At 68.3% G+C, this 20,748-nt stretch carries 23 protein-coding genes and 1 pseudogene; 9 read left to right on the top strand and 15 right to left on the bottom strand.

Translation table 11 applies throughout. The features are described 5' to 3' along the window. The first annotated feature begins 41 nt into the window (after positions 1–41). Complete coding sequence (locus KLK06_RS46085) at positions 42–800, top strand: MerR family transcriptional regulator (protein ID WP_214642085.1); 759 nt, start codon at positions 42–44, stop codon at positions 798–800. Continuing rightward, positions 800–1,405: a hypothetical protein gene (locus tag KLK06_RS46080; RefSeq protein ID WP_214642084.1), complete on the top strand. Its 606-nt coding sequence runs from the start codon at positions 800–802 to the stop codon at positions 1,403–1,405. Before KLK06_RS46085 ends, KLK06_RS46080 begins: the two co-directional genes overlap by 1 nt. On the opposite strand, the gene KLK06_RS46075 is transcribed toward KLK06_RS46080, so the two are convergent. The 3 genes from KLK06_RS46075 to KLK06_RS46065 form a co-directional block, all read right to left on the bottom strand. Next, a complete protein-coding gene (locus KLK06_RS46075; RefSeq protein ID WP_250907068.1) occupies positions 1,406–2,350 on the bottom strand; it encodes a DNA polymerase domain-containing protein in 945 nt (314 codons plus the stop codon). Between the two features lie 76 nt (positions 2,351–2,426). Beyond that, the gene (locus tag KLK06_RS46070; RefSeq protein ID WP_214642082.1) at positions 2,427–3,077 is read right to left on the bottom strand and encodes a response regulator transcription factor; all 651 of its coding nucleotides are present in this window, start codon (positions 3,075–3,077) and stop codon (positions 2,427–2,429) included. A gap of 31 nt (positions 3,078–3,108) precedes the next feature. Further along, positions 3,109–4,242 (bottom strand): histidine kinase, encoded by a 1,134-nt coding sequence (locus KLK06_RS46065; RefSeq protein WP_308168748.1) that lies wholly within the window; start codon positions 4,240–4,242, stop codon positions 3,109–3,111. 118 nt (positions 4,243–4,360) lie between these two features. On the opposite strand from KLK06_RS46065, the gene KLK06_RS46060 reads away from it, so the two are divergent. From KLK06_RS46060 to KLK06_RS46045, 4 genes are all read left to right on the top strand, one after another. Continuing rightward, positions 4,361–5,416 carry a DUF418 domain-containing protein gene (locus tag KLK06_RS46060; RefSeq protein ID WP_214642081.1) on the top strand — a complete coding sequence of 352 codons (1,056 nt, stop codon included), beginning with the start codon at positions 4,361–4,363 and terminating at the stop codon, positions 5,414–5,416. A gap of 84 nt (positions 5,417–5,500) precedes the next feature. Then, positions 5,501–6,415 carry an alpha/beta fold hydrolase gene (locus KLK06_RS46055; RefSeq protein ID WP_214642080.1) on the top strand — a complete coding sequence of 305 codons (915 nt, stop codon included), beginning with the start codon at positions 5,501–5,503 and terminating at the stop codon, positions 6,413–6,415. Positions 6,416–6,443: 28 nt separating this feature from the next. Then, the gene (locus tag KLK06_RS46050; RefSeq protein ID WP_214642079.1) at positions 6,444–6,761 is read left to right on the top strand and encodes a PadR family transcriptional regulator; all 318 of its coding nucleotides are present in this window, start codon (positions 6,444–6,446) and stop codon (positions 6,759–6,761) included. Continuing rightward, complete coding sequence (locus tag KLK06_RS46045; RefSeq protein ID WP_214642078.1) at positions 6,758–7,522, top strand: HD domain-containing protein; 765 nt, start codon at positions 6,758–6,760, stop codon at positions 7,520–7,522. Before KLK06_RS46050 ends, KLK06_RS46045 begins: the two co-directional genes overlap by 4 nt. Before the next feature lie 289 nt (positions 7,523–7,811). On the opposite strand, the gene KLK06_RS46040 is transcribed toward KLK06_RS46045, so the two are convergent. The 4 genes from KLK06_RS46040 to KLK06_RS46025 form a co-directional block, all read right to left on the bottom strand. Next, positions 7,812–9,158 carry a hypothetical protein gene (locus tag KLK06_RS46040; RefSeq protein WP_214642077.1) on the bottom strand — a complete coding sequence of 449 codons (1,347 nt, stop codon included), beginning with the start codon at positions 9,156–9,158 and terminating at the stop codon, positions 7,812–7,814. 167 nt (positions 9,159–9,325) lie between these two features. Then, entirely contained in the window at positions 9,326–10,324 is a 999-nt protein-coding gene (locus tag KLK06_RS46035) for a serine hydrolase (RefSeq protein ID WP_308168746.1), read from the bottom strand. Positions 10,325–10,565: 241 nt separating this feature from the next. Continuing rightward, positions 10,566–12,038, bottom strand: coding sequence for a HAMP domain-containing sensor histidine kinase (locus tag KLK06_RS46030; RefSeq protein WP_214642076.1), 1,473 nt, complete (start codon positions 12,036–12,038; stop codon positions 10,566–10,568). Next, positions 12,035–12,718 (bottom strand): response regulator transcription factor, encoded by a 684-nt coding sequence (locus KLK06_RS46025; protein WP_214642075.1) that lies wholly within the window; start codon positions 12,716–12,718, stop codon positions 12,035–12,037. Before KLK06_RS46025 ends, KLK06_RS46030 begins: the two co-directional genes overlap by 4 nt. A 95-nt stretch (positions 12,719–12,813) precedes the next feature. Between KLK06_RS46025 and KLK06_RS46020 the strand changes: the two genes are divergently transcribed. Next, a complete protein-coding gene (locus tag KLK06_RS46020) occupies positions 12,814–13,371 on the top strand; it encodes a GNAT family N-acetyltransferase (protein ID WP_214642074.1) in 558 nt (185 codons plus the stop codon). On the opposite strand, the gene KLK06_RS46015 is transcribed toward KLK06_RS46020, so the two are convergent. After that, positions 13,362–13,559, bottom strand: coding sequence for a hypothetical protein (locus KLK06_RS46015; RefSeq protein ID WP_214642073.1), 198 nt, complete (start codon positions 13,557–13,559; stop codon positions 13,362–13,364). The two genes, KLK06_RS46020 and KLK06_RS46015, sit on opposite strands and share 10 nt — an antisense overlap. Before the next feature lie 61 nt (positions 13,560–13,620). Between KLK06_RS46015 and KLK06_RS46010 the strand changes: the two genes are divergently transcribed. Further along, on the top strand, positions 13,621–14,127 hold the full coding sequence (locus KLK06_RS46010) for a hypothetical protein (RefSeq protein WP_214642072.1): 507 nt from the start codon (positions 13,621–13,623) through the stop codon (positions 14,125–14,127). A gap of 105 nt (positions 14,128–14,232) precedes the next feature. Then, complete coding sequence (locus tag KLK06_RS46005) at positions 14,233–15,483, top strand: glycosyltransferase (protein ID WP_214642071.1); 1,251 nt, start codon at positions 14,233–14,235, stop codon at positions 15,481–15,483. On the opposite strand, the gene KLK06_RS46000 is transcribed toward KLK06_RS46005, so the two are convergent. The 7 genes and pseudogenes from KLK06_RS46000 to KLK06_RS45970 all read right to left on the bottom strand — a co-directional run bounded on the left by KLK06_RS46000 (position 15,473) and on the right by KLK06_RS45970 (position 20,252). After that, the gene (locus KLK06_RS46000; RefSeq protein WP_308168745.1) at positions 15,473–16,297 is read right to left on the bottom strand and encodes a GNAT family N-acetyltransferase; all 825 of its coding nucleotides are present in this window, start codon (positions 16,295–16,297) and stop codon (positions 15,473–15,475) included. The two genes, KLK06_RS46005 and KLK06_RS46000, sit on opposite strands and share 11 nt — an antisense overlap. A 29-nt stretch (positions 16,298–16,326) precedes the next feature. Further along, positions 16,327–16,950, bottom strand: coding sequence for a DJ-1/PfpI family protein (locus KLK06_RS45995; RefSeq protein WP_214642070.1), 624 nt, complete (start codon positions 16,948–16,950; stop codon positions 16,327–16,329). Between the two features lie 400 nt (positions 16,951–17,350). Next, positions 17,351–17,572: a hypothetical protein gene (locus KLK06_RS45990; protein WP_214642249.1), complete on the bottom strand. Its 222-nt coding sequence runs from the start codon at positions 17,570–17,572 to the stop codon at positions 17,351–17,353. Between the two features lie 202 nt (positions 17,573–17,774). Beyond that, complete coding sequence (locus tag KLK06_RS45985; RefSeq protein ID WP_214642069.1) at positions 17,775–18,368, bottom strand: BTAD domain-containing putative transcriptional regulator; 594 nt, start codon at positions 18,366–18,368, stop codon at positions 17,775–17,777. A gap of 90 nt (positions 18,369–18,458) precedes the next feature. After that, positions 18,459–19,211 carry a class I SAM-dependent methyltransferase gene (locus KLK06_RS45980; protein ID WP_214642068.1) on the bottom strand — a complete coding sequence of 251 codons (753 nt, stop codon included), beginning with the start codon at positions 19,209–19,211 and terminating at the stop codon, positions 18,459–18,461. A 44-nt stretch (positions 19,212–19,255) separates the two neighbouring features. Next, positions 19,256–19,396 (bottom strand): annotated as a pseudogene (locus KLK06_RS45975) (helix-turn-helix transcriptional regulator); the annotation flags it as partial. A gap of 505 nt (positions 19,397–19,901) precedes the next feature. Further along, the gene (locus KLK06_RS45970; RefSeq protein ID WP_214642067.1) at positions 19,902–20,252 is read right to left on the bottom strand and encodes a hypothetical protein; all 351 of its coding nucleotides are present in this window, start codon (positions 20,250–20,252) and stop codon (positions 19,902–19,904) included. Positions 20,253–20,748: the final 496 nt, after the last annotated feature.

Below are 20,748 nucleotides of genomic sequence, written 5' to 3'. Positions count from 1 at the left end.
TGGATTGACCTTGACGTAAGGTCAACGTGTGTAATGAGGACATGCGGATCGGCGAGCTTGCCGCGCTGGTCGGGGTGTCCACCCGGACCGTGCGCCACTACCATCACCTGGGCCTGATGCCCGAGCCGGCGCGGCTGGCCAACGGCTACCGTGAGTATCGGCTGCGCGATGCGGTGGCCCTCGCCCGCATCCGGCGACTGGCCGAGCTGGGCCTGTCCCTCGACGAGCTCCGCGACGTCCTGGCCGACGACGAGGGGCGCGAGCTGCGCGAGGTGCTCCAGGAGCTCGACGCCGACCTGGCCAGGCAGCGGGCGGCGATCGACGCCAAGCGGGACCGGCTGGCCACCCTCCTGGAGCGGGCCGACCTCGACTCCGGCTCGATGGTGCCACCCGAGCTCGCGACGGTGCTGCGCGACCTGCCCGCGGCGGGTTCGAAGTTCGCCGAGCTCGATAGCGAATTGCTGACCCTGGTCAACACGGTGGCCGACCCGGCCGCCCAGACGCGGATGCTCGACCTGATGCGCCCGCTCACCGAGCCCGGCGCGCTCGTGCGGGGGCACGCCCTCTACCGGCGGCTCGACGAACTCGCCTACGCGGATCCCGGCGACCCCCGCCTCGCCGAGCTGGCCACCGACCTCGCCGAGCACCTGCCCGACGAGATGGCGCGGCAGATGATCGCGTACCTGCCGGACGGCTCCGCCGGGGACGGCGGGTGGCTGGAGGCGATGTTCTCGGAGTTCACCCCCGCCCAGTCCGAGGTGTTCCGGCTGATCATGATCGCGCTCAAGGAGAAGTTGTGATGGCACGCAAGGTGCTTCGGATCATCCAGATCGAACTACTCAGTCTGGTGAGCCTCGTCCTGTGGATCGCGCGGCGCCGTCACGGCGTGCCGGCCGGCGCCACCGCCGTGCCGTACGCGAGAGAGCAGGCGCCGATCCTGCTCATCTTCCTGTTCGTGATGGTTGTGGAGACGGTGGGGATAGACCTGCTCCTCCGGGCGATCGACGTCCCGGAGGGGCTGCGCGCCGTGGTGCTGATCGGCGACGTCTACGGCATCCTGTACTGCCTGGCGCTCGGCGCGGCCTGCGTCACCCGGCCGCACGTCGTGACGCCCGGCGAACTGCGCATCCGGTTCGGCGTCTACTTCGACCTGCGCGTTCCCCGCGACCTCATCTCGTCGGTACGCCTGTCGCGCAACTACAACGAGAGCAGGATGGTCTCCGTGGCGGACGGGCGGCTCAGCGTGGCGGTCTCCTCCCAGACCAACGTGATCGTCCAGTTGACCGAGCCGATCACCGTGGTCCGCCCGCTCGGCGGCCGGGCCGAGGCCACCACGATCCGCTTCTTCGCCGACGACCCGGACGCCGCCCTACGCTCACTCAAGCAGGCCACCCCGGCCCGCTGATCACTCGCCTCTCCTGGCCTTCGCCCGCCGCTTGCCCTCGTGCATCGCCTGGACCCGGGCGATCGGGATCGTGTGCCCCTCCTCGACCAGGTCGGCGGGCAACGGCTGCGGCTCGGGCATGAGCTCCGCCCAGGGATCGCCGTCGGCGAGCAGCCGCGCCGCGGTGTGGACGGTGAAGTCGGACGGCGTGACCCGGTCGAGGTCCTCCCACGCCAGGGGGAAGGAGACCGGCGCGCCCGGCCGGATGCGCGGGCTGTAGGCGGCCACCACCGTCGCGCCACCCGCGCGGGTGGAGTCGAGGAACACCTTGCCCTCGCGGTCCTCCCGGATGAACGCCGTGGTGGCGAGCGCCGGGTCGACGCGTTCGGCGCGGGCGGCCAGGGCGCGGGTGGCCGAGGCCAGGTCGTCCATCGCGGTCCCCGCCACCACGGGCACGAACACATGCAGCCCCTTCGCCCCGCTGGTCTTCACCGCCCCGGCCAGCCCCGCGTCGTCGAGGGCCTGGCGGACCAGCCGGGCCGCCCGTACGGCCAGCGGGAACGCGTCCTCGACCGGCGGATCGAGATCGAGCACGAGATGGGTGGGATGCTCGCCGCGGAACAGCGCCGGGTGATATTCGACCGCTCTCTGGTTGGCGAACCACAGCAGGGTCCTGCGGTCGTCGCACAGGGCGTAGGACACCTGCCGGTGCGACGCCTCGGCCCAGACGGAGACCGTACGTATCCAGTCGGGGGCGTACTTGGGCACGTTCTTCTGCATGAACGGCGCCTGGCCGGGCCGTACGCGGATCACCGACAGCGCGCGGTCCCGCAGGGCTGGGATGATGCGGTCGCGGACGGCGTCCAGGTAGTCGACCAGATCCCGTTTCGTCGCGTTCGATCCGTCGAACAGCGGCTGGTCGAGATTGGTCAGCGACACTCCGTCCCGCGTTTCATCGCTGGTCATTCGGTTCACGATGCCGACGTGCGGGCGCGGGGTCAACTTTCACGACCAGGGCGTCTACGCTGATCTGCGTATTTCTCTACCCCACGATGCGGTTCTCCCAGGCCCAGGCGACGATCTCGACCCGGTTGCGCATGCCTAGTTTGGCCAGGATGCCGGATGTGTGGCCCTTGACGGTGCTCAGTGAGATGAACAGCTCGGCGGCGATCTCCTGGTTGGTGCGGCCTCGGGCGATGGCCCGGACGACCTCGACCTCGCGTTCGGACAGCGGCTGGGCGGCCCTGCGGGCGGGCGGTGCCGCGGCGGCCGTGAGGTGGCGTAGGAGCCGCAGGGTGATCGACGGGGAGATCAGGGCGTCCCCGGCGTTCGCGGCGCGGACGGCCTCGACGAGCAGGGTGGGGCCGGCGTCTTTCAGGACGAAGCCGACCGCCCCGCCGCGCAGCGCGCCGTAGACGTACTCGTCGAGGTCGAAGGTGGTGACCACGATGACCCGCAGCGGGTCGGCGACGCCGGGGCCGGCCAGGGCGTGGGTGACCTCGATGCCGTTGAGGCGGGGCATCTGGATGTCCACCAGGCACACGTCCGGCCGCAGGCGCCGGGCCAGGGCGACCGCCTCGGCGCCGTCCGCGGCCTCGGCGACCACGGTGATGTCAGGCTGGTCCTCCATGATGAGCCGCAGGCAGCCGCGGATCATCGCCTGGTCGTCGGCCAGCAGGACCCTGATGGTCATCGGCGTTTCCGCGTGAAGACGGGCAGGTTGGTCATCGGCGTTTCCGTGTGGAGACGGGCAGAGTGGCGAGTACGGACCAGCCGGTTCCGTTGCGCGGGCCTGCGGACAGCAGGCCGCCGAGGACCTCGACGCGTTCGCGCATCCCGACCAGGCCGTAGCCGCCCCGGTGGGGGGAGCGGGCCGGGGCCGGCGGGGCGTCGTCGACGACCTCGACGGTGACGGCGTCCCGCTCGCGGGCGACGCTGACCGTCACCGAGCGGGCGTGCGGGGCGTGGCGGGAGATGTTGGTCAGCGACTCCTGGACGACCCGATAGACGGTGCTGGACACCTCGGGCGGCCACCCCGATCCGTCGTCGGGCAAGCTCAGGCGTACTTCGGGGCCGTGGCAGCCGAAGCGTTCGACCAGTTCGCCGAGCTGGTCGGGGCCGGGCGTGGCGGGGGTCGCGTCATCGGCGTCGCGCAGCAGGCCGACGACGCGGCGCGTCGCGGCCAGCGCGTCGGAGCCGGCGGCCTCGATGCTCGCGAGGGAGTCTTCCGTCTTTTCCGGGTGCTTGCGGGTGACGAGCTGGGCGGCCTGGGCCTGGAGTACGACGGAGGTGATGTGGTGGGCGACGACGTCGTGGAGTTCCCTGGCCAGGACCAGGCGTTCGTTGCGGCGTACCCGCTCGGCGACGGTCCGCCGGCGGGCGGCGAGCAGCCGCGGGCCCAGCCCGAGCGCGAGTGCGGCGAGCCATCCCGCGCCGTTCAGCATCACGACGGGCGAAACGCCGGCGGAGGGAGTGCGGGCGGCGAGCAGGCTGCCGGCGACCACCACGAATCCACCGGCCGCGACCGCGCAGGCCGAGGAGGCCGGGAGCGCCCTGATCGCGGAGCCGACGAGCACGGACAGCGCCAGGGCCATGGCCAGGCCTGGCTCGCTGGGGAGATGGACGAAGTGGGTGGTGAGAATGGCGGCCGCCGCGACGGCCAGTCCCGCCACCGCCGCCCATGCCCGGCCGCGTCGGCGTACCAGAGCTATCGCGCACACCACCGCTCCGGCGACGCAGTCGAACTGCCAGTAGCCGTCGCCCCAGCTGCCCGCGACCCGGTACGCCTGGAAGGCGAGCGCCGTCGCGAACACGACGCCGAGCAAGGCGTCGGCGGCGATCCCGGCCCGCACATTCACACGGTTCAGGCTAGGAGATGGGCACCGCGCACCGAAACGGCCGAAAGTACCGTCGTGCACCGGGCAACCCTGCTTTCGCCCGATGCCCGGCGGCGGGCCGGGCTCGCAGGATGAGCCCATGCCATATCAAGATCCGTTTCCGGTGCCGGAGACCGAGGGCCTGACCCAGCGATACGACCGCCGCCAGACCGCCCGCGCCGAGACGACCTCCCCCGGCCGGCCGCGTATCGCCGCGCTCGACGTAGTACGCGGGTTCGCGCTGTGCGGAATCCTGGTGGCCAACGTCCAGCCGATAGCCCACGTCGGCAGCCTCGCCGTGGACCGTGCGCCGATACCCGGCGAGGAATGGATGGGGCTGCTCGTCGATCAGCGCTTCTTCCCGATCTTCTCCCTGCTGTTCGGCGTCGGGTTCTCGCTGCTGCTGAACTCCGCCACCGACCGCGCCACTCACCCGCGGCTCCTCCTGCTGCGCCGGCTCCTGGTGCTGCTCGCGATGGGCCTGGTGCACCACTTTCTGCTCTGGGAGGGCGACATCCTGGCCATCTATGCCGTCGTCGGCCTGGTGGTGCTCCTGCCCTCGTCCTGGCTGCCGCGGTGGGCCGTGGCCGGCCTCGCCGCCGCGCTCCTCGTGGCGCCGCTGATCGTCGGCAGTGGCTTTCTCGCGCTGGTCCCCGGGCTGTTCCTGCTGGGCTCAGCGCTGACCCGGTACGGGGTGATCGCCCGGATCGAGCGGTCCACCCGCGGCCCTGCCGTGCTCGGCCTGGTCCTCGCGGTGGGGGCCGCGCCCGCCCTGTGGTGGCAGACTCACGTCGACGCATCGGGGTTCAGTGGCTCGTTCGCCTTGGCCGGGCTGCTGATCGCCGGGGTGTACGTGTGCGCCCTGCTGGTCCTGCTCAGGACACCGGTCCGACCGGCGCTGCAGGCGGTCTTCGCACCGCTGGGACGGATGGCACTGACCAACTACCTGACCGCCACGATCCTCGTCCTGGCGATCAGCCGCATCCTCGGCGGCCAGTCGGACGACTGGTCTTCGACGACGGTGCTGCTGATCGCTGGTGCCATCCTCGCCGTCCAGTGGCTCTGGTCCACCCTCTGGCTACGCCGGTACCGGCATGGTCCCCTCGAGTGGCTCTGGCGCTGGGCCACCTGGGCCCGCCGCCCACCTCTGCGCTGATTGTGGAACGGCCAGGCACGCGACGGAACGCCCTACGGGTGTGACGCCGGGAGTTTTTCGCGCCGAGCCGCGGGGAGGCACGCCATGCGCGTGAGCGTGAACGGGACAGAGCTGTACATCGACGTCGACGGACCGCAGCTCCACCTTGACGGGGACCGGCTGGTCCAGCGGCCGACCATGGTGGTGTTGCACGGCGGTCCGGGATTCGACCAGGGATACCTCCGGCCGGGACTGGGCCCGCTGAGCGCGGACGTACAACTGGTCTTCGTCGACCTCCGCGGTCAGGGCCGCTCGGAACGGATGCCCGCCAGGACCTGCACTCTGGAGCGGATGGCCGACGACGTCGCGCGGCTGTGCGACCGGTTGGGGATCACCGCGCCCATCGTGTTCGGCCACTCCGCCGGCGGGTTCGTCGCCCTGCACTTGGCGCTGCGGCACCCGGACTCGGTCGGCGGACTCATCCTGTGCGGCACCGCGCCCACGCTGGCGCCGCTGCCCGACGAGGACCCGCCGCCGAGCCTGGAACAGCGCGCGTCCGCCGAGGCGGTCCTGGTCGCGCGGCGCCTGTTCGGCGGCGACTTCTCGCCTGAGACCTTCGACGCCTTCAGCCGGTTGGTCCTTCCGTTCTACGCCGGCCCGCAGCACACCGACGTCCCCGGGCGGATCATGCGACTCACCGACGTCTCCCTCGACGTCGCCGCGTACTTCTTCCGTACGCTGGCACCCACGTACGACCTACGACCGCGTCTGCCGGAGATCTCGGTTCCCACGCTGTCCATCGTGGGCCGCTATGACTGGGTGTGCCCGCCGGCCGCCGGCCGCCTCCTGGCCGCGCAGATCCCCGGCGCCCACCTGGTGGAGATCGCCGATGCCGGTCATTTCGTCTTCTCGGAGGAGCCGCAGGCCTTCCAGGACGCGGTCCGCGCCTTCCTCGCCGGAGATCAGCCGCACATCGCTGTCACTTTCGAGAGACATGGCAGGCCATCTCTACCTAGCTAGATTAAGACTCATGGCAGACAGTCCCCGAATGACGCCGCAGACCCTCTCGGTCTTGCGGGAGCTGCTGAATGACCCCTTGGCCGAGCATTACGGGTTGGGGTTATGTAAAGCCACCGGAATCGCAGGTGGCACCCTTTATCCCATTCTGATCCGCCTGGAGGAGTACGGCTGGGTGGAGAGCCGCTGGGATGACCCGGCCGCCCACCAGGGTCGTCCACCACGTCGGCACTACAGAATCACCGAAGACGGCCTCGAACGCGGCCGTGAGGCCATCGCTCGGGCGGCCGAAAAGCGCAGGCGGGCCACCGGAAGCCGACGTCCCGGCATCGCTGGAGGCACGGCATGAGCACCCTGGAAAAAGCCATACCCGATTACCTGACAGCGGATCAGGCGCGGATGGTCGAGCGTGCCTACACGGTGGCCGCCTATTGGCACCGCCACCAGACACGGAGGAGCGGGGAGCCGTACATCACCCACCCACTCGCGGTCGCCGCCATCCTCGCCGATCTTGGCGCTGACCACGAGTTACTCTGCGCGGCACTCCTGCACGACCTCCTCGAAGACACCGCGTGTCCCGAGACGGAACTGGTGGCGGAGTTCGGCGAGACGATCGTGCGCTTGGTGACGGACCTGCGGCAGCTCGAGGACCCCGCACGTCCGGCTGAAGACTGGCGGGACACCACCGATGAGCGGGTGTTGACCCTGAAATTGGCCGATCGCCTGCACAACCAGCGGACCATGCGATTCCTCCCGCCGGAGAAACAGCTTCGGAAAGCACGCGAGACCCTCGACGTCTTCGTGCCGATCGCCGGCCGGCTGGGCATGGACGAGATCGGCCGGGAACTCGAAGGTCTCGCACAGGCAAGACTCGGTGTGTCCGGTGATGCCGGAATGCAGGCGATTCTCCGGGTGATCACCGCGGGGGCGACCATTCTTCCGCATGCTGTCCGGGCTCGCTGGATCGCGGAGTGGCTTGGCGAACTCCACGCACTTCCCGACCAACGCGCCCGCAGGCGTTTCACCGTGGAGTTGCTCGTGGGCATGCCACGGCTGGCGGTCATGCTGCGCCGGCGAAATCCCGATCGAAAGAGAAGACTCCGCTGGTGACCCCGCGCTCGCCGAAAGCTGTACCACCGGCGAGCCGGCTCAGCGCCTCGGCATCTCGCTCGCCGGCGCGAGCCGCCTGGTGATCTCCAGGGCGGCGACTTCCTCTAAGGGTCCGGACCGCCTTCCATGAAGTCGCGGCGCTCCGAATGAGGAACGCGGTCACAACACCCGCGCTCAGCAGGACACGACGGACTGCCGATCCGGCCAGCGGTCCCGAGCCTGACGGCTCCCCTACAACGGGACTCGCCCACCGTCGTGCTCGTGCACCAGCGCTTTGGCCTCCCGCGACTCAGCAGTCCGCCGGTCCCTCCGACGTGAGCGCGGCCAGCGAGCAGACCTTCGTGACCGGGTAGTACTCGCCCATGACGGCCGCGGCGGAGGCGGGATCGCCGTCCTCCGGCACGTTCTGCACGGCCTCGGCGAAGCCGGCGTCCACGACCATGTTGCGGAGGATGATCCGATGCGTCGCCGCGGGCCGGGCAGCCGAGAACGGCAGGAACGTCACCCCGGGCACCTGCTCGATCGCCTGCCGCTGCGACTCCCCGCCGACCACGTAGCTGTAGCGGCCGTCGGAGTCGAGCCCGGTGTGGTCGTCGGCGCGGCATCCATAGTCGGAGGTGCCGTCGGGCAGTGGGTTCACCACGACCTGGTACGGGGGCAGGGTCAGGTTCGTACACATGGACCAGTAGCGCACGTCCTTGCCCGGGGCCGGCCAGGGCGCCGGGTGCGAGCCCTGGGCGTTGCGCGGGGCCTTGCCGCGGATGACGACGACCTGGCGGCCGAGGGGTGGGGTGACGTCGGCGTAGAGATAGGCGGAGTCTCCGTTCGGGAAGCCGCCGGTCGGACGGTCGGTGAGGTCCGCGCGGGCGAACGCGGGCGCGTCTTGCGCGGCTGCGCCCGTGCCTCTCGCGGATGCGCCGATGCCTCGCGCGGATGCGCCCGTGCCTTGCGCTGGTGGTGTGGCGGCGCTGGTGGCGCTCCCCGCCTCCTGCGCAGGTGGTGTGGTGGCGCTGGCCACACCCCCAGCATTTGTCGCGGCGGCGCTGGTCGTGAGCTGCGTGCAGGTGGGTACGGGCTGTGTGACGCCGTCGCGCTCGAAGGTGACGGCGGGGAGCCGCACCTGGCTGAAGTCCCCGTCGGCGGGGAGGTAGACGCGGTAGACGATGTTCCCCTTGGCCCCTTCAGGGGTGCCGGACGGGGCCAGCGGCAGCGTGTTGACCTGTCCCGGAGCCGCATCGGCGGTCACCGTGAGCGTGTAGTGGCCGCCTGGGGACGCCTGCTGCTGCCAGGGGTTGACGCTGCCCGCGTCCGGCTGGATGCGATGGTCGGTGAGCGACGAGGCGACACCGTTCGCCTCGAACAGACCGCCTCCCTCCTTGTACACCTGGACGGAGGCGTACCGGCTGTCGGGGTACTGGCCGGCCAGCGTGATCCGTAACCCCTCCTGCACGGTGAACGGCAGCACCCAGTACGTGGCGGCGGAGTCGGGGTAAAAGACGTTGCGCGTGTCGGCGGAGACCTTGACCCCCCATGCGCACTCGGGCGTCACCGGCGGGGCGGCTGCGGCGGCGTACTGCGGAAACGTGACGAGAAGGGTGGCGGTGGCCAGGGCGGCACCCAGTCTTGGTGTGATCATGCGAGGCATGGTGACAAGGCTCCTTGGCAGATCTCTGGCAATAAGGCACCAAACGCTGCCCGTCCGAGGGGACGCACCGTCTAGGGAGGCGCGCCGCCCGGGGACGCACCGTCCGGGGAAGCGCACCGTCCGGAGAGGCGCACCATCCGGGGACGCGCCCTCCGGCGTCAGCGGGTCCTGGCCACTTCGGCTGCCACGGCGCGGAACGCGGTGAGGGCTTCGTCCTGGTCCGGGCGGCCCGCGGCGGTGACCGACTTGACGATGACCACGCCGTACTCGGGCGAGACGTAGATGTATTGACCACCGAACCCAGCCGCCATGAAGTCCCCGCCGTCACCGAGCCACCAGTGCAGTCCATATCGCGGGTTGACCGCGGAGGACGGCTTGGTGGACGCCTTGACCCAGGAGGCCGGGACGACCTGGCGGCCGTTGACCTTACCGCCGCGCAGGTAGAGCAGGCCGAAACGAGCGAAGTCGCGATCGGTGGCGTAGTAGCAGCAGTAGCCGAGGCTGTCACCCCGAGAGTCCTTGCCAACAGTGGCCGTCGACTCCATCCCGGCGGGCCGCCAGATCTTCCGCTCCACATACTCGTGGTACGGCATGCCGGTGACCTTGGTGACGAGCCGAGCGAGGACGAAGGAGTTCATGCTGGTGTACTCGAACCTGCTGCCCGGCTCCCAGCCCCGCACCTGGCGGGCCGCTATCCTCCTGATCGAATACCCCCTGTTGGCGGCGGCCTGCAGGCGCGGCACGTCGGTGAGCTCATCCCAGTCGATGCCGGACGACATACGCAGCAGGTCGCGGATGGACACCCCCGCGTAGCCTGAGCCGGCCAACTCGGGCAGATACCTGTCCACCTTGTCGTCGATCGACCGGATCCGCCCCTCGCTGAGCGCGATGCCGATGGCCGTCGAGGTGAACGACTTGGCCATCGACCAGGACTGGAACCGGGTGGCTCGGCTCGCGTCCGTGTAGCGCTCGGCGACGACGTCCTTGCCGTCCAGGACGACGAAGCCGTTGGTCTTGGTACGAGACAGGAAGTCGTTCAAGGTGTGCTCCTGCCCCTGGTAGGTGTAGGTCACCGAGAGTTTCCTGGGCGCGGTGCGCAGCTTGACGGGGTGCGCCGACGGTTTCAGCACGTCGGCGGTCTCGGCCACAGTGCTCACGGACACAGCGGGCACGAACGCTGGCGCTGGCACGGACGCGGACGCCGATACCGACGCTGGCACGGACGCTGACGCGGCAACGATCGCCAGCGTGAGCGAGGCGGCAAGCGCGGCGGCGGGCGCGGCGGCGGCGGGCGCGGAACGGATGATGCGCAATGTCGTCTCCTCCGGAGGATGCGGTGTTGTGCTCCGAGCGAGATGGTGACGCACCTTCTTGGCAGCTCTCTGGCATGCCGACGGGCTATTCCAGCCAGGAAGGCCCAGGTCCCGGCGCTTGCCGGCCGGTCAAGGGAAGACGTACTTCGGCCCGTGTTCCCGGACCGTCAAGCGAAGCGCCCAGCGTGGCGGTGCCGCCGTGGAGCGTCGCCTGCTGCCGCACCAGCGTGAGGCCGAGCCCGGAGCCCGGACTGCCGGAGCGACGACGGAAGCGGACGAACATCGCATCGCGCCCCCGCGGCACCACCCCCGAGCCCGCGTCCTGAACGGCGAGGACGACCTCCTCCCCCACCTCCAACGTCACGGTGATCGCCACCCGGCCGGACCCGTCGGCGCCGTGGAGGGCGGCGTTGTCGAGCAGGTTGTCGGCGACCATGCGCAACCCCTCGGCCCAGCCGCGTACGCGCACGCCGTCCACCAGACGGGCCGTGATCGTGGCGTGCGGGTGACGGTGCCGCGCGTCCTCGACCGCGTCGTTGATGATCTCGGTCAGGTCGGTATCCGCGAAGGCGTCGGGGGCGAGCAGTTCGCCGCGCGCGAGTCGGCGCAGCATCGTGATGAGCCGCTGGATGCGGCCGTGTTCGGCGGCGAGGTCGGTGATGATCTCGGCGCGGTCCGCGGGGTCCAGCTCGGGGTGGTCCAGGAGGGTGAGGTTGGTGCCCATGCTGGTGAGCGGGGTACGGAGCTCGTGCGCGGCGGTGGCCGCGAAGGCGCGCGCGGTCTCCAGTGCCTCGCCGGTACGGGTCACGGCCGCGTCGCGCCGGTCCAGGAGATCGTTCAGGAGGCGGGCCAGCTCGTCGATCTCGGCGACGCCTGCCGTGGTCGCCAGGCGCGTCTCCGTACGAGATGGCGTGTCGATCGTACGTGCCCGCCGGTCTAGCGGCCGTTGCTGTCTGCCGATCGTACGGGGCGGCGGTTGCTGTCTGCCGATCGTACGTGCCTGCCTGCCCAGCCTCGACAGCGGACGTACCGCGAACCTGCCCAGCACCAACCCGGCCACCGCGCCCACCCCGGCCGCGACCAGCGTGACGGATACCAGCCGCTTGCCGAGCACCGCGATCTGGTCGCCGAGGCGCTCCTCCGGCTCGAAGAGGATCAGCCGCGCGGTCCTCTGCCGCCCCACGTCGGCGGCCACGAACCGCCAGCGCCGCTCCCCCTCGACATGGTCGGCAGGCCCGGCGCCGACCGGCAGCGTACCCGGAACATCCCCGATGACCAGCAGTTTCTCCCCCTTCTCCACGACGCAGACCCCGCCCACGCCGGCGGCCGCGGTCAGCCGCTGCTGAAGGAAGTCGGGCGGGATGGCGGGCAGTACGCGGGTCCGCCACGCGAACGTCGCCGCCATCGGAGTCAGCGCCCGCAGCCGCGCCGTGAGCTGGTCGTCCCGCTCAGCGCGCAGGTCCTGCGAGACCAGCCCGAGCAAGACCAGCCCCGCCAGCGCGACCAGCAGCGGAACGGCGACAGCGAGGCAGAGCGCGAACCGCGTGGACAGCTTCACGGCCGCGCTTCCCGCAGCACGAACCCCACCCCGCGTACCGTGTGCAGCATGCGCGGCTCGCCACCCGCTTCCAGCTTGCGCCGCAGATAGCCGACGAACGTGTCCACCGCGTTGCCGGTCACCTCGAAGTCATAGCCCCAGACGCGTTCCAGCAGCACAGATCGGGACAACACGATGCCGGCGTTACGCGCCAGTACCTCCAGCAGATCGAACTCACGCCGCGTCACCTCCACCTCCCGACCGCGCAACGTGACCCGGCGCGCGTCAGGGTCGACGACCAGCGCTCCGACGCGCACCACCGTTCCCGGGGCACATCCGGCACGGCGTAACAGAGCGCGCAGGCGGAGCACCAGCTCACCCAGATCGAACGGCTTGACGACGTAGTCGTCGGCGCCCACCGCCAGCCCGGCCTTCCGGTCGGCCACCTCATCCATGGCCGACAACATCAACACCGGCACCTGCGACCCAGCCCCACGCAACCGGCTACACACCTCGATGCCCGACATTTCCGGCATAGACACGTCAAGGATGATCGCATCGGGCCGGCCATCCACCCGCTCCAGCGCCTGCCGCCCCGACTCGGCGGTATCCACGGCGAAGCCCTCCAACCGCAGGCCGCGCCGCAGCGAGCGCAGGATGGCCTGATCGTCGTCCACCGCCAGGATCCGGTACGCGGTCATCGCCGCAGTCTATTCGGCACCCGCTATTCCACCCCGCGAGCCGAGGATCACTTGACGGTGAGGGAAATGATCACCTCCGGTGGCATGATGCGGGAATGGACAACCCGCTCGTCGTTCCCGAACTCCCGGCTGGCGAGAAATTCATTCTTCGCCCATGGCGGCTGGATGATGTCGCGGTGGTGCGAGAGGCGTCCGAAGACGCGTACATCCCTCTGATCACCGGCGTACCGCCGAATTACTCAGACGCGGAGGGCGCCGCCTTCATCCAACGTCAGTGGAGCAGGGCCACCGACAGGGTCGGCTACTCCTTCGCGATCGCGAACACCGGCGACGACCGAGCCGTGGGCCAGATCGGGTTGTGGCCGAGCCCTCATGGTCGAGCGTCGGTGGGTTACTGGGTTGCGAAGTCGGCCCGGGGTCAGGGGATCGCGTGTACGGCCTTGCGGGCGATCTCGTCTTGGGGCTTGGAACGGCTGAGGATTCCCCGGCTGCAGTTACATGTGGAGCCGTGGAATGCACCGTCGTGGAAGTCCGCCGAGCGGGCGGGGTTCGTTCGCGAGGGTCTCTTGCGTAGTTGGCAGGAGGTGGGAGGTGAGCGTCGGGACATGTATGTGTATTCGAAGATCCTCAGCGACACCCCTGTTCATAAATGAAACCAATGGATGCGACGGCACGTGGTGCACACAAAGCAGGTCGCATCACGGTTGGCCCAGTCAAGGCCGAAGAATGTCATCCCGGTGGTCTGGAGCTTCCACTGATAGCTCTCGAAGAGCTCGTTTTGGCAGGTGTCACAGCTCAGGTTGGCGCCGTGGGGAAGTGTGACGGGCTGGGGCTCGTTCATACCGATAATGCTAACCGCACCTCCCGAGCCGGCAGTCCGTACTCATGACATCCTGGCGAACATGGAAACCGAACTCCTCGTTGGCCTCTGGGACAGCGGCCCCTACGACTACGGAGCGATGGAAAGCAGTTGGCTGGGCTTCCTCCCCGATGGACGAGGCTGGAGCGGCTGGGAGAGCGCAAGTGGCGGAATGGAGATGACCCGATTCCGTTGGCGTTGCCCCGAGCCCGCTCTTCTGGAATTACGCCATCAGCAATCTTTCTCTGGCGAGTGGCAGGCCACGGACAACGCAGGCTTCACCGTGACCTCCCTCGGCAGCCAAGAACCAGATGATGAAGTGATGTTGACCCGCTTCACCATCGGCCCAGATAAAACCATCCTGGCCGACGAGACCTTCACTGCCCTCCACCTAGAGAAGCCCCTGTGGTTCTGCTCAACGTTCGCACTTTCTCGACACGCAATCTCACTGCAAGACGATCCCATCCACGCAACCCCGCCATTTCCAAGCTATAGCAGCGAGGGGGGCTTGCGGCAAGACCCCAGTGCCGGTCCAGAATTCTGGGCGTGAGCTGAATCAGCGCAAGCGCACGCCAAACGGAGATGGACGCGAATGCGGCTCACATTCACAATGTGTCGGCCAATTGCGGCCGAAACCTTCACGGGGGGAGTTTCGATGCGTGTACTGCTGTCGACAATCGGGTCGCGTGGCGACGTCCAGCCGATAGTGGCGCTGGCGGTGCAGTTGCGGGCCCTTGGCGAGGAAGTCCGCGTATGCGCGCCCCCTGACTTCCGCGACTGGATCGACGGCCTCGGAATCCCGTTCGTGCCCCTCGGCCCCGAACTGCGGTCAACCGGGAAAGCCAGCCCCACCGCAGCCCCGCCCTCGCCCAAACAGCGGCGTCAGATGGTGGAAGCCACGGTCGCCACCCAGTTCGAGACGCTGCCGGCGGCCGCCGAGGGCTGCGACGTCATCATGGCCGGCGGATACCTGGTGATGGCCGCTCGCTCGGTGGCCGAGCAGATGGGAATCCGCTACGTCTTCGCCGGTTACTGCCCCATAGCTCTACCCTCCCCCCACCATGCGCCACCCTTCATGCCGATGCGGGAAGGCACACCAGGAGACGGAAAGGGCGACAACCGCACTCTCTGGGCTCAGGACGCACAACTTTGGAACGACCTCTGGGGCGCTGCTCTCGACTCCCATCGGGCTTCGGCCGGCCTGGCTCCGGTCCCTGACGTCCGGAGCCATATGTTCACCGACCAGCCCTGGCTGGCAGCCGACCCGACGTTGGGGCCCTGGCCTGAGCCCGCTGACCCGGATGTGGTTCAGACGGGCGCGTGGATCCTGCCGGACGAGCGTCCGCTGCCTGCGGAGCTGGAGGCATTCCTTGAGGCCGGCGAACCACCCGTCTATTTCGGCTTCGGCAGCATCCGCGCGCCCCATGACCTCAGCAAGACGATGATCGAAACGGCCCGCGCGCTCGGCTGCCGCGCGATCGTGCTCCGCGGCTGGGCCGACCTGGCGCTACTCGACAGCGAACCCGATTGCCTGTCCATCGGAGAGGTCAACCAGCAGGCGCTCTTCCAGCGGGTCGCCGCCGCCGTACACCACGGCGGCGCGGGCACCACCACCGCGGCCGCACGTGCCGGAGCACCCCAGGTCGCCATCCCCCAGCACTTCGACCAGCACTACTGGGCACAACGAATCAACGACCTCAATATCGGAACAGCGCACTCGCCCGGCGCGCCGACCACCAATTCCCTGACCGAAGCTCTCAGCCGTACTCTCCAGCCGGACGTGGCAGCCCGCGCCCAATCCATCGCCACCACAGTACGCACCGACGGCGCAAAAGCCGCCGCACAACTATTGTCTGAAACGAGTCCCCCGCCGAACCATCCGATACGGAGTGACCTCAAGGGATAGGCAGGCTTGGATGCGGAGCGCTCGGAACAATCCCACTCATGCTGTTGGTGATGGCCCACCGTTCGTGATCCCGCCAGGCGCCGGCGATGAAGAGCAAGTCAGGCGAGTAACCCTCGGATCGGAACCCGAGGCGTTGAACCAGCTTCAGAGAAGCATGATTGTCGGGCTGGATTTGGGCTTCCAGCCGGTGAAGGCGCAAGTGCTCGAACGCATAGCGCAGCACTAGACCGAGACCTTCGGACATGTACCCTCGGCCGGCGGCGGGAGCGAAGGCCGCATAGCCCAGCGAGCCGGACTGGAACCGCCCCCGGATAATGCTGTTGATGTTGATGTTGCCCGCTATAGCACCGGTGTCACGCATGCAGACCAGTAGGCCCTCGGCAGACAGAGGGTCGTCGAATCGTGCGAGGAATTTGCGGAATTCCGGCGGCGCGCTGGGCAAGGCCATCCACGGATGGTGCAGGTCGGCACTGGCACGGACCAACTCGATGAACTCGTCTTGATCGTCGATGGTGAGCCGGCGCACGGTCACGCGAGAGGAATCTCCCCCAAGACCAGCCAGAGCTTGCTCGGCTCCTTCGACACTTTCGTTCTGATTCACGGCCCAAAGGGTAGCTGAACATAGACTCCGCGGCAGTGGCGAGGCATCCACGACGACCCCCGCCTTCCGGACCTCGACCAGCACGCCGTTCAGGCCGACCTTGACGCGATCGGATCGGCCGAACGCCGCGCGCTGCTCGACAGTGACACCTACGCGCACCCCGATGAGGCACCCGCGGCGGTGGTCAACCTCGGTGTACTGGAGAAGCAGCACGGCGGCACTGTATGCGGTCCGCTTCGATGTCAGCGGATCCCTCTGGCAAGAAGATCCTTGGCGGCCTGCGGGGCCTTGGCAGGGGAACCTGCGTCGAACGGCGGCTGAGGGTCGTACTCGATCGCCAGTTGGATCGCTTCTGCCGTGGTCTGGTCTGCGATGTGCGCTGCCAATGCGAGCGCCATATCGATACCGGAGGAGACTCCTGCGGCGGTCACGATTCTGTCCTGGAACACGACTCTCTCGGCCGTGTACGTCGCCCCGAACGACTCCAGGACATCGATGGCTGCCCAGTGCGTCGTCGCGGAAAGCCCCGTAAGCAGTCCAGCGGCAGCCAAGAGCAGTGATCCCGTACATACGGAGGTGGTCCAGCTGCTCCCTTCGTGCATTCGCCCGATCCAGCCGAGAAGCTCCTCGTCCTTAAGGAGTCCACGGGCGCCGGGGCCTCCAGGCACAAGCAGCACATCGCACGCGTCAATCTCAGTGAACGTCGCGTCGGCACTGATGGCCAACCACTTGGGAACATCCCGCACGGGTCCAGGCTCCGTGGCTACGAAGACGATCTCGGCGCCCGGCAGGAATTTGAGCACTTCGTACGGGCCGACTGCGTCGAGAGCGGTGAACCGATCGAACAGCGGGATGGCGATGCGCACATTGGCTCCTCCGTTGTCCTGATCATGCTACGACGACGGGCCGATTTCTGTCGTTCGAGATACGGCCCGTGCGCTGTCCCTCCCGCCCGAAGGGAAAACAGGCCAGGGCCGCGAGACGCAAGGGTTCGTCCCGTGCGGCGATCATCCGGACGGAGCGCCCTGCCGGAGGTTCTATGACCTCAGCTCCTCGCGTCGTTTCGTTCTTCGCGGCGGCGGTTGGTGGCGTTAGTAGACGTGGAGCCGCTGGTAGACGCTGACGAGTAGATCGGGCATCCTTGTGCCCCTTATGTCGATGATCGAATGGCGATTTTGATGATTGAGGCCCTGTCCCTGGTGGTGCTATGGATCAGCCCCGTGGTGCTGTTGTTCTTCCTCATCTACTGGGCGGTTCGACTGGCGATCAGACATGAGAAACGGTGGGTGCCGACTCCGCGCGGGACCGGGCCTCAGCGTCGTAGGCCGCGACGCCATCCGGAATGAGGAGAGCGCCAATAAAGGCGTCTTTTAGGTTGTGGGTGATCGCTATTCGGCGAGTGCCGTCGGTTTCCAAGGCGCGGCGGACGTTGGTCATGCCTGCTGGCAGGTTGCCGGTGCGGCGCTGGTGTTGCCGGTCGAGCGGCATTCGTTCGGGCTCGTGAGGCCGGCCTGCCTGGAGGCGGCGCGTGGGTCGTTCGACGCCGCTGCGGCAACGTGGGCGCCACCCTCAAGCAGGCCTGACGAGACCGACCCCTTTTCCTCTCCCTGCCCCCGACTGAACGACACGATCAGGGAGAGGAAAAGGGACTACAAGCACGACCGTGGTTACATGACCACCCCCTAGTAGGTCATGAGAGCCCAGCGGTCTCGCGCAGTGAGTGCTCGGCCACCGCGGTGTGAAGTTCGCCGAGAATCTCGGCGTGCCGCCCGGATGCCAGCTCCGCGTCGTACAGCTCCTCCAGGGCGCAGATCCGCCTGTCCTCGAGGCCTGGGCGTTCCTGGTCGATGAGCGTTGCGCTGGTCCCCGCCAGCGCGGGCCCGCACCACAGTGCTGCCCCGGCACGCAACCGCGCCACGGCGTCGGCGTGTCGCCCCTCTTCGGCGTCGGCGCGCGCGGCTGTTCTGTACCGCTCGAACAGCCGCAGGTCGAGCTCGTCCGCGCCGATGTGGATGCGGTAGCCGGCGCCGACCCGGCTGATGCGCCCCTTGCCGACCAGCGCCTGCAGCTCGTGTACGTACACCTGCAAGCGCGCGACAGCCGTGCGCGGCGGCCGCTCGCCCCAGACCAGAGCGACGAGCCGGTCGTCCGACACCGTGTGGTCCGCATTGAGAAGGAGCGCGGCCAGCACGGTCCGCTGCTTCGGCGAGCCCAGCGCGATCGGCCCGTCAGGTCCATGGACCGACACCGGCCCGAGAAGCGTGAACCGTGCCTCCGACTCCATGTGTCCCCTTCACGCCCCTGATTCCCCGACCGATGCTACCGAGCGAAAGATCACGTTGATGAGCAGCGGTTTGCCGGTCCGGGAGTGCCGTCAGAGACGAGGGAGTTCGGCTTCGATGAGGAAGCGGTGATCGCGAGTAGTGAAAGCGCCCTCGGAACAGATGCGCTCATGGAGTGCACGTAGCGGCCGGTCATAGCGGTTGCGATCGAAGTCGCGGACTTGCCAAGGAACGGCACGTAACTGGAAGATGACCGCGCCGATGTCGTGAAAGACGTACTCGACCATCTCCTCGCGAGCGTCCAGCACGTGCAGCCCGCAGTGGCGGAGGCGGTCGACCGCGACGGCCAATGTCCAGCTCTCCGGATCGGTCGGGGGTGGCGCACCCAGGGCGGCGTTCAGGTCCAACCCGTTGCGGCTGCCGACTTGCTGCGTAAGCAGTCGGCCATGAGGGACGAGAACCCGGGCGACTTCGGCCGCGTTCAGCGCACCGTGCCTGTTGAGCACAAGGTCGAACGTGGTCTCGCGCACGGGGATGTGATCGGCGGTACCGCCCAATACCGGCACCCTCAACGGCCTCAGCCGCTTGCCGGCGATGGGGATGTTGGGTTGCCATCCCTCCATGGCGACCGTGTAGGGCGGAAGCGGAGACAAGGACGCCAGGACCTCACCACCGCCGGTATCCAGGTCAAGCACCCGCCGCGCCGTCGGAAGCAGCGACAAGGCTCGCTCGGTGTACGCCCACGACGGATTTCCACCGTTCACTCGGCCGCGCAGCCAGCTGAAGTCCCATCCGCGGACGGATGCCTGGATGGCTTGCTCGACGAGCACGTCATAGCTCAGCATCTGGTCACGCTAATGAGGAGGGGGAACATGGGCCACTCGATTATTCATCGACGGTCGGCCAGCATCCGGGCCAGCTCCAGGCGCAGTTTGCGGAACATCTGCCGTAGGTGGTAGTCGACGGTGTGCGGCGAAATGAAGAGCTCCGCGGCCGTCTCCCTGTTGGTCAGCCCGCGTGCGACGTGCGCTGCGACGCTGCGCCGTGGTCAATCCGCAGCAAGCGCGCGATCGACCGCATCGGCCTGCGCCACACCCCCTTCCGAACGTCGGCTTTCCCGAACGTCGGCGACCGGAGCCTTCCCACTCCGCACGCCAAGGGCTACCACCGCGATGACCCGGCCAAGCCGATGACCGCCGTCACCACGTTCGACCCGTCTCAGGCTTGGATCGCTACGCAGATAGTCGCCACCCCAGTGACCTCAACCGCTTCTTCACCGCGCTCCTCGAAGGCAAGCCGACAAGCAGATGCGGACCACCGTCGACGCCCCCGGAGCGCGGCGCCAGGCAGCCGGTATGGGCTCGGCCTGAGCAGCATCAAAGCTGACCTGCGGGGACACCGCCTGGCGCCACGGCGGATCCATCCCCGGCTACTGCACCACCACCAACGCGGTTACCGAGGGCGACCGCGCGCCCGCCCTCGCCTTCACTCACCTGCCACGCAGCATCCATCGGCTGGCGAGCCGGGGCAGCACGTCACCAGGAATCACGACGATGTTGTTCCCTCCTCACGTCGTGAGCCGACCGCGGCGGCAGGTCGGGGGGCTCCGGGTCGGATAGGACGAAGCGCTCAAAGAGAATGGAGCCCACCACGAGAATGGTCACCACGACAAAAAGAACATACGGTAGCGAATCAGGCACAAAGATCACCACCGTCAGAGCGACCAGCCCCAGGACCAGAACCGCCACAAAGGCAAGGCCGAGCTTCCGCAGTCTTTCCTTCACGCATCCTCCGGTAAGAGCAGGTAACAGTGAACGCTCGGCGGCGCCAGCGACTTCGCCCAAGCCGTTGAGCGCTTCCTTGAAGTATTCGTCGGAAACCGCCACGGCGGATGAAGTGGCGGGCCCGGTGGCGCCGTGAGATCCCGCGCGCCGAGCATCATGTCCGTACGAAGATCGGAACGCAGGGTGTCTGGCCGGCCCTGCTCGATGGGGCAGCCGTGACGGTGGGCTAATTCCCCACCATGCCGAACGTTTCCTCGCCCGAGGAGAGACGGGCTGTAAGGCCATGGCCTTGACCATGGAACGCAACATGTCCCGGCCATCCGCCCCGATCTGCTTCGCCAGCCGCTCGCCGGGCGTCACACTGCTGTCAACGGCCATCGCCGTGTTCTCCTTCGATCTTGGACTGCGCACTCGAAGGACCACGCGATGGCCGCCTCCCTTCCATGACACGGTGGCGAAGAACACCCGAGCGTCAGCTTCTCGGCCGTAAACGACCGAGCTTGCAGCTCCTCACCGTCGCTGGCTTCGGCGGCGAGGTCCGCGTCAGGCAGCGTGACTCACTGCCCAGTCCGCCACACCGCGTGAGGCGATGTTGCGG

It is taken from the genome of Nonomuraea sp. NEAU-A123 (assembly GCF_018603905.1).
GTDB lineage: Bacteria > Actinomycetota > Actinomycetes > Streptosporangiales > Streptosporangiaceae > Nonomuraea.
This window is presented reverse-complemented; position numbering and strand designations above follow the sequence as displayed.